We start from the raw sequence: 9,512 nt of genomic DNA on the forward strand, positions 1-9,512 counted from the left end.
AGAAAACTTAGTAATTATTGGGGTAAACAGCACCACTATTGCGTTAGCCGAAGCATTTGTAAACGACAATTCGCAATATAAATTACAATTTTTTATCGATAAAAATAAATTCCTAAATGATAAAAAAGTATTGGGAATTCCGGTAGTAGCTAAAACCAATTCTATTATAGCCATTTTGCGTTACAACAAAATAAAGCATGTGGTATTGATTAAAAATTTCTTGCCAGAAAAAGAAGAATTAGAATTGTTAGAAGACTGTTTACGGTATAAAATTAATGTATACAATCCTAAGTTAGTAAGCGGATTTGATACCAATGTAAGCACCGTAAAATCATTAAAAAAGTATACCATTAATGAATTGATGTTTCGAGATACCATTAGTATCGAAAACCCAAGTGTCATTAGTGCGTTTGCGGCTAAAACCATTTTAGTAACAGGAGGAGCAGGATCTATTGGAAGCGAAATTGTGAACCAATTAGCCAAATTTAACCCCACTCGAATTGTTGTTTTAGACCAAGCAGAAACACCTTTAAATTCGATTCAACTTACCATGTCCGCTGCGTTTCCAAACGTGCCTTGTCACTATGAATTGTTGGATGTTACTAATAAAGGAGAAGTTACCCAGCTTTTCAAAAAATACCAACCAGATATTGTTTTTCATGCCGCAGCCTACAAACACGTACCGGTTTTAGAATCTAATTTTATGCAAGCGGTGAAGGTGAATATTTTTGGTACGAAAAACATTCTAGACGCGGCAATAGAAGCAAACACCCAACGCTTTGTTTTTATTTCTACAGATAAAGCGGTAAACCCAACCAATGTAATGGGCGCCTCAAAACGAATTGCTGAAATAATGGTGCAGTCTCGTTTTCATACGCAAAAAGACGCTACTAAAATGCAAATTATTACCACCCGTTTTGGAAACGTACTTGGTTCTAATGGATCTGTAGTAAATCTTTTCGAAGAACAAATTAAAAATGGCGGTCCCATAACGGTAACCCACCCAGAAATTAACCGTTTCTTTATGACCATTCCCGAAGCATGTAAATTAGTACTTGAAGCCGGAACCATGGGAGCTGGTGGGGAAATTTACATTTTCGACATGGGCAAACCAATTTTCATTAAAGATTTAGCAGAAAAAATGATTCGCTTAAGCGGAAAAGAACCGTATGAAGACATTGACATTATATACACCGGCTTACGTCCAGGCGAAAAACTATATGAGGAAGTCCTTGCCGACACCTCAAAAACGTTACCAACCTATCATCCGAAAATCTTAATTGCTCAAGATCCAGCGTTTTGTTATGAAAAGGTAGAAGAATTTTTATTCAAATTAAACAGCCATACGTTTGAAAATAAAACTGATTTAATTGAAGCATTTACCGAATTAGTACCCGAATTTATTTTGACGCCACAAGAATAGGCATGTTAATCTACTAATATGGTAATTCTAGTAATTGGTGTAGGTTTTTTACTTTTAGTGATAGCTATCACAGCAATTGATACACAATCAAATGGTTTTTTTTCACAAGAACGAATAGGGCAATATGGCAAACCATTTCTGATTTATAAGTTGCAAACCCTTCATTCAAAAACAAATAAAACCTCTTTTTTGGGACGAATGTTACGAAAAACTAAGTTAGACGAAATCCCACAAATCTTTAACCTTCTAAAAGGTGAAATGACATTAGTAGGTCCACGTCCAGACATATCAGGCTATGCAGATAACTTAGCCGGAGCAGATCAAATTATCCTTAAATTAAAACCAGGCATCACGGGTTTAGCGTCTTTAAAATACCGCAACGAAGAACAACTTTTAGCCCAACAAACCAACCCACAACACTACAATGATGAGGTCATCTGGCCAGACAAAGTAAGAATTAACAAATGGTACGCAGAAAATCGCACTATTAGTATGGACTTACAAATCCTTTTTTACACGCTAGTTCCCATCCCTTTTGATGTAGAGACTTTTATGGGTAAAAGGTGAAGGGTTTAGGGTAAAAGGTTTAAGGTGAAAGTAAATTATTCTAATTTCGTTATTCGTTATTCCATGTTCCATCTTCGTTATTCTTTTTCCTTCTATTCGATTGGTGGCTGAGGCTCTTCCTTTTGCCTTCGAGTGCCTCAGGCAACGGTATGAAAATTTTACACATTGATTGTATAATGGTGGCTGAGGCTCTCGAAGCCACCATCCCACATCCTCTTTTTCATTCTGAACTTGTTTCAGAATCTCCTATGCAGTAGGCAACTTTGTTCACATGTGAACACAACCCCTTCTTCATAAACTTTTAACCCCAAACCAAACCCTTTTGCCTTCGTGAACCTCAGACAGCGGGATAAAATTTGTAATATTGATTTTTTCAGGGTGGCTGAGGTTCTCGAAGCCACCATAATTAACGTCACTCAAAAGCGCGAAACCATATAGATCTCTCGAGGTTAGTAAATTTAATACGTATTTTATTGATTAATGAAAAGTAGATAATTAAAAAGAAAACAAAAAAACAAAAAACAACTCTTCAAAAAACAAAAAATATAAATACATTTTTTTATATTCGCACCCAATAAGTTTAAACATATGAAAACAATAAGCAAATTTTATTTATTTCTTCTAATAGTAGTTGCTACACCGCTTTTTGCGCAGTTTAATGTAAACAACCTGTCTATTGAAGCGGGTTATGGCTATACGGGAGCTATTTCGCCCTATCAAAAATTATACAAATCTAATTTTTCTGGATTAAATCATTATAACGTGGGAATTAGATATATGTTTAACGAAAAATTCGGAGCAAAAGTCGCCTATAAATTAGACCATTTTGTAAATGACCCAGGAGGTAAAGTAGGAATTACATATAGTGCGGTTGCTGTATCTGGAATTTATAATGTGGGTAAACAATTGGGCTTAACCTATTTAACAAGAGATAAAGTAGGAATAAACGCCCACGTAGATGCAGGTGTTGCATTTGGATATATGATTGGACAAAACCAACACGAAAAAATTGGCGTGGTGGGAATTGGTCTTACGCCAATGTATAACATCTCAAATAATTTTGCCTTAACAGCTGATTTTACTCATAATTTCACCATGAAGCAGCATTATGGATTTGACGGAATTTTACTAAATAAAGACTACACGCCGCAATCTGGAGGATATTATAATTTTTCAGTGGGTTTAATTTATTATTTAGGAGAAAACAAATACCATTCGGATTGGTATTAAAATCATAAATTTTATAAAAATTTTACAAGCAACTTTTAATTCTTAAACAAGAATAGAAGTTGCTTTTTTTATCCAAAAAACACTAACATTTCTTAATTTTTTCTAAAAAAACATCCAAAATCACATAATTTAACGGACAATTAACAACTTATATAATTTTTATATAGCAACTTGCGTCGTTAAAGTATTTTTTTAAAATTTACAGAAAATAATTCAAAATAAAATGCAAGAAAATCATACGGGGATAGACATTAGTGCGCTTAATGAAAAAATTGAAAAAGAAAGCGCTTTTATTGATTTGCTTACTTCAGAATTAAGTAAAGTAATTGTAGGGCAAAAATCAATGATAGAACGTTTGTTAATTGGCTTATTGGGTCAAGGACACGTTTTGTTAGAAGGAATGCCGGGCTTGGCAAAAACCTTAGTCATAAACACTTTATCTAAAGCCGTTCACGGTAGTTTTCATCGTATTCAATTTACACCAGATTTGCTTCCTGCAGACGTGGTAGGAACGATGGTGTACAATTTCAAAGAAAATGAATTTTCTGTAAAAAAAGGACCCATTTTTGCCAATTTTGTTCTGGCAGATGAAATCAATAGAGCACCTGCTAAAGTGCAATCTGCTTTACTAGAAGCTATGCAAGAAAAGCAAGTAACAATTGGTGAAACTACGTATAAATTAGACACGCCTTTTTTAGTTTTGGCTACACAAAACCCTGTGGAACAAGAAGGAACATATCCGTTACCAGAAGCACAAGTAGACCGATTTATGCTAAAAACCATTGTCGATTACCCGAAAATGGAAGAGGAACAACTTATTATTCGTAACAGTTTAATGGAAACCACTGCTACTATTAATCCAGTGGTTAGCGTGGCTCAAATTTTAAAAGCCCAACAAACGGTTAAAGAAGTATATATGGACGAGAAAATCGAGAAATATATTTTAGATATTGTTTTCGCCACGCGTTACCCAGAAAAATATAGATTAGAAAACTTAAAACCACTAATTAGCTTTGGTGCATCGCCACGAGGAAGTATCAACTTGGCTTTAGCGGCAAAATGTTATGCTTTTATTAAACGAAGAGGCTATGTTATCCCTGAAGATGTTAGAGCGGTGGTACACGATGTATTACGTCACAGAATCGGTATTACTTATGAAGCCGAAGCCGAAAACATCACTTCAGAAGACATTATCAATAAAGTTTTAAATCAGGTACAAGTACCATAGTTTTTGTTTCAGGTTTAACGTTCTAAAAACAACCTGAAACTTGAAAAAAGAACAGCTTGAAACAAAACTAAAAATGGAAACGAAAGAGTTACTGAAGAAAGTCAAAAAAATTGAGATTAAAACCCGAAGATTGAGCGATCATATTTTCTCGGGACACTATCACACGTCTTTTAAAGGACGAGGAATGACGTTTTCTGAAGTGCGACAATATCAATATGGCGACGATTTTAGAGCTATAGATTGGAATGTTTCCGCAAGAAATAACGATGCCTTTGTTAAAATATTCGAAGAAGAACGCGAATTAACGATGATGTTACTAATCGATTGTTCCGATTCGCAAAGTTTTGGAACTACATCGCAAAGTAAAAATGAGTTGGTAGCTGAAATTGCGGCAACTCTTGCATTTTCTGCCACGCAAAACAATGATAAAATTGGTTTAATTTTATTTACCGATGAAATAGAATTATTTATTCCACCAAAAAAAGGAAAATCGCACGTTTTACGAATCATCCGAGAAGTAATTGAATGCCAACCAAAAAGTAAAAAAACCAATGTCGCGGTGGCCTTAGATTTTTTATCGAGTGTCATAAAAAAACGAGCAATTGTATTTTTAATTTCCGATTTTATTACCGCTGATTTTCAAAAACCGTTACAAATTGCTGCAAAAAAACACGATGTAACTGGAATTAGAATTTTTGATTCCCGTGAAAAAAGCCTTCCAAATATAGGAATTGTTCAAGTACAAGATGCCGAAACGGGAGAAAAAATATGGTTAGATACGCAAACAATCAGTACCCGATTGGCATACGAGAATAAGTATAAAACGAATGTAGAAAACTGTCAAAATACGTTTAGTAAATGTGCCGCAGGATTAGTTGAAACCGAAGCCAACGAAAGTTATGTAACGAAATTAGTAACCTATTTTAAAAGTAGAGCCTAATGAAGTTACGTCTTTTATTTCTGTTTCTTTTTTCAATTTCCGTGGGGTTTTCCCAAACGATAGGGACTACTGTATCTAAAAAGAAAATTAAAATTGGAGAACAAATTCAACTTACGTTAACCACAAAAGTAAACGAAAAAGATATTGTGTTTTTCCCTGATTTAGATTCGATAGGCAAATTGGAAGTGGTGCTCTCTTTTCCAACAGAAAAAAACAAAAAAGGCAACCAAACCGAATGGAAAAAAAAATATAATCTTACCCAATTTGATGCGGGCACCTATAAAATTCCAGCACTTGAGGTAGTAATAAACACTAAAAAAACGAAATCTGAAAGTATTGAAATTTCCATAATTGATGTGGAAGTAGATACAACAAAGCAAAAAATGTATGATATTAAAGAAGATGAAAATATCACTTCTAAAACTAAAGAAACATCTCAAGAACTTTCAGATCAAAAAGTAGTTTTAGGTCTTTTATTTGCTATTGTTTGTGCGGGAATACTCTATTTAATTTTACGCCAAAAACACCGAAATAAAAGCAAAACAGATGCTTATGTTTCCCCATATAATAAAGCTTTTTTACGTTTTTCGGAAGTAAATACCGAAACAAATTCTAAAGAATTTTATTCCAATATTACACAAATAATAAAATCGTATTTTGAAAAAACGTTAGAATTTTCTGCGTTGGAAAGCACTACTGAACAGTTTATTTTGAAACTAAAAACGGCAGTACATCTTAAAAAATTTAAAATTTCAGAAACGACTATTTCCGAAATTGAAACGTTATTTCTTAAAGCCGATTTAGTTAAATTTGCCAAAATTGTAGTGGATGTAACTTCGCATAGCTCAGACAAAACTGCCGCAGAGAATCTAATAAATGTATTTCACAAAACCTTACCTGTTTCTGAAGAAGAACAACAAATTGCAATAGCTAAAATAGCCGAAGAACAGCAACAAAATAAATATAAAAATATCAGACAAACGGCATTTATTGTTACGTTTTTAGTGACAATGGTTTCTGTAGTTGCCTTTTTTGGATGGGAAAATGTAACCAATTATTTTTCTGCAAAAATTAACGGAAAAGATGCCGATTATTATCTAAAAAAAGAATGGATCGTGTCAGAATATGGCTTGCCTGTTTTGCAAGTAGAAACGCCAGAAGTTTTAGCTCGTGATTTGGTAACTTCAAAAAATCCAAACATTAAAAATATCGCGCAGTTTTCTTGGCAAAATCCAGAGGATAAATTAGCCATTTCGCTACAAACGATTGCTTATAAAGATTCTGTAAAAACAGATATAAAAGCAATTTTTAATGATGAAATGAGCGAAATGATGCAATTGCAAGCCACTAAAATTCAAACAACTGCTAAGAAATTTAAAAATATAAAGGATTTGTCTGGCGATATTTTAGAAGGTACATTTGAAATTAACGAAGCCAACCAAACCAAACAAATGCGATTTTTTACCGTTTTTATTTCGGATAATTTCGGATTACAAAAAGTAAGAATTACTCACGATGTTAAGGACAAATTCGCTAAAGATTTTATAGATCGTGTTACAAATAGTCTTGAACAAGTAAACCAAGAGGAAGATGAATAGTGCTTTTATGCATCCCCATTTTTTATGGCTGTTATTGGTACTTCCGATAGCGGTGTTTTGGCAATACATAAAAGCGAACAAACAAAATCCAACTTTAAAAATCAGCACCACGGAAGGATTATCCATAAAAAAATCGTGGATTATAAAGTGTCGACCGTTTTTGTTTTTGTTAAAGCTTGTGGCGTTAGGATTTGTAATTATAGCGTTAGCCCGACCAAGAAACACCCAAAAATCAAGTTATACAGATAGTAAAAATGGAATTGATATTGTTATTGCTACCGATGTATCGGGAAGTATGTTGGCTACCGATTTTAAACCAAATCGATTAGAAGCCATAAAAAAAGTAGCCGAATCATTTATACAAAAACGAACCAATGATAGAATTGGTTTAGTGGTGTATGCCGGCGAAAGTTATACACGGACTCCAGTAACTTCCGATAAAACAATGTTGTTACAATCCTTAAAAGAAGTACAATATAACGGCTTGGTACTTCAAGACGGAACTGCCATTGGAATAGGCTTAGGAACTGCCATTAATCGAATTAAAAACAGTAAAGCAAAATCGAAAATTATCATTTTATTAACCGATGGAGTAAATAACGTAGGAAGTTTAGATCCCATTTCGGCAGCAGAAATTGCTAAAGATTTTGGTATAAAAGTCTATACGGTAGGTGTTGGAACAAACGGAATGGCAAATTTTCCAGTAGCAAAAGATAGTAATGGAAACATCGTTTTTCAACCTCAAAAAGTAGAAATTGATGAGAAAATTTTGCAAGAAATCGCTACGATTACAAAAGGAAAATATTTTAGAGCTACAGATAATACTAAGTTAGAAGCCATTTACGAAGAAATTGATGGTTTAGAAAAATCTAAAATTATAGAAAACCGCTTGATGCTATTTGACGAACAATTTCGTAGTTGGTTACTAATAGGGTTGTTTTTTCTTGTTTTAGAAATGGTTTTAAGTCGAACGCTATTTAAAAGTTTTATCTAATGTTTGAATTTGAATCGCCATATTATTTTATTTTAGTGTTACTACTTCCAATTGGATTAGTGGCACAGAAAGCCTATGTGAAATGGCAAACGGAAAAACAAGCGGTATTTAGCGAGCAAAAAGCCCTTGAAAAATTGCTTGTAAATTCGCCAAAACAGATATCGCGTATTAAATTTATGTTGCAAATAATGGCTGTTTTTTTCATTGTTTTGGCGTTAGTAAATCCGAAATTGGGTTCAAAAGTTGAAACAGTTCCTGCAAAAGGAGTAGAAATTGTTTTTGCCATTGATGTTTCAAAAAGTATGTTATGTAAAGACATTCAGCCCAACCGCTTGGAAAAATCCAAGCAAATAATGACACAAATGATTGAATCTATTGGAAGTGATAGAATTGGAATTGTAGCTTATGCGGGTAGTGCCTATCCTGTTTTACCAATGACAACAGATTATGAATTGGCAAAAATGTTTACACAAAGTATCAATACTAATTTAATTTCTTCGCAAGGAACGGCTATTGAAAGTGCCATTCAAACCAGTGTGGATTTCTTTGATAATCCAACTTCGGGGAAAGCCATTATTTTATTCTCAGATGGTGAAGACCATCAAAATGCTTCTTTTGATATTTCTAAAGTAACAAAAGAAAAAAATGTAAAAATCATAACAGTTGGAGTAGGAACCATAAATGGCGGAACGATTGAATTTGAAGACGAACTCGGATTTCAACAAGTTAAAAAAGATAAAAACGGACAAGTTGTAATTACGAAACTAAATCAGGAAATTTTACAGAAAATAGCTTCAGAAACCAATGGAACGTATTGCAATGACAATCAAATTTCAAAAGTAGTTGCTTCAATAAAATCGGCATTAGCATCCGTAAAACAACAAGAATTTAAAGCCCAACAATTGGCACAAAAACAATCGCAATTTCAGTGGTTTTTAGGCATTGCATTTTTATTACTCTTGCTCGAATTTTTTATTACAAATAGTAATTTTAATATCAAAAATTGGTTTTCAAAAAACCAGGCACATCTATTTTTGCTTGTTTTTTTAACTTCAGGAACGGCCTTTTCTCAAGAAAAAAACACAGATAATTCGCAACAAAAAGAAAAGCAATTACGTTGGATAAAAGCCAAAGAAAAAAAACAAAAACAACCTGCAGAATATAATTTAGGAAACACCATTTATAAAAATAAAAAGTATGCAGAAGCGATAAGCAATTATAAAAATGCCGCTTTAATAGCAAATACTTCTGCACAAAAACACAAAGCGTATCATAATTTAGGAAACGCATATATGCAAGATAAAAATTATAAATTGGCAGTTGCATCATACAAAAATGCTTTAAAGGCTAACGCTAAAGATGAAAAAACCAGATACAATTTAGCGTTAGCCAAAAAATTATTAAAAAAATATCCGCCAAAACCAAATCCGAAAAATAAAAACAAGAAAAAAAACCAAAAAGACAAAAAGCAACAAGACAAGAAAGACAAACAAGACAAACAAGACAATAAAAACAAAGAAAAAAGTCAACCA

General features: G+C 33.3%; 8 protein-coding genes. All 8 read left to right on the top strand.

What is annotated here, in order from left to right:
• Nucleotides 1–1,423, top strand: a 1,423-nt coding sequence (locus ABWO04_RS08000) for a polysaccharide biosynthesis protein (protein ID WP_353078938.1), incomplete at its 5' end; no start/stop codon positions are given.
• An 18-nt stretch (nt 1,424–1,441) separates the two neighbouring features.
• The gene (locus ABWO04_RS08005; RefSeq protein WP_353078940.1) at nt 1,442–1,990 is read left to right on the top strand and encodes a sugar transferase; all 549 of its coding nucleotides are present in this window, start codon (nt 1,442–1,444) and stop codon (nt 1,988–1,990) included.
• A 588-nt stretch (nt 1,991–2,578) separates the two neighbouring features.
• Nucleotides 2,579–3,220, top strand: a complete 642-nt coding sequence (locus ABWO04_RS08010) for a hypothetical protein (RefSeq protein WP_353078942.1) — start codon at nt 2,579–2,581, stop codon at nt 3,218–3,220.
• Between the two features lie 223 nt (nt 3,221–3,443).
• The gene (locus ABWO04_RS08015; RefSeq protein ID WP_353078944.1) at nt 3,444–4,448 is read left to right on the top strand and encodes an AAA family ATPase; all 1,005 of its coding nucleotides are present in this window, start codon (nt 3,444–3,446) and stop codon (nt 4,446–4,448) included.
• Between the two features lie 73 nt (nt 4,449–4,521).
• A complete protein-coding gene (locus ABWO04_RS08020) occupies nt 4,522–5,388 on the top strand; it encodes a DUF58 domain-containing protein (RefSeq protein WP_353078946.1) in 867 nt (288 codons plus the stop codon).
• Nucleotides 5,388–6,986: a BatD family protein gene (locus tag ABWO04_RS08025; RefSeq protein WP_353078948.1), complete on the top strand. Its 1,599-nt coding sequence runs from the start codon at nt 5,388–5,390 to the stop codon at nt 6,984–6,986. The genes ABWO04_RS08020 and ABWO04_RS08025 overlap by 1 nt, the downstream gene beginning before the upstream one ends.
• On the top strand, nt 6,979–7,980 hold the full coding sequence (locus ABWO04_RS08030) for a vWA domain-containing protein (RefSeq protein ID WP_353078950.1): 1,002 nt from the start codon (nt 6,979–6,981) through the stop codon (nt 7,978–7,980). The genes ABWO04_RS08025 and ABWO04_RS08030 overlap by 8 nt, the downstream gene beginning before the upstream one ends.
• Nucleotides 7,980–9,512 (top strand): VWA domain-containing protein (locus ABWO04_RS08035; protein WP_353078952.1); only part of this gene is annotated, 1,533 nt, incomplete at its 3' end. The genes ABWO04_RS08030 and ABWO04_RS08035, both read left to right, overlap by 1 nt.

The sequence above is a fragment of the Flavobacterium sp. genome (genome assembly GCF_040382755.1).
In the GTDB taxonomy this organism is placed as follows: domain Bacteria; phylum Bacteroidota; class Bacteroidia; order Flavobacteriales; family Flavobacteriaceae; genus Flavobacterium.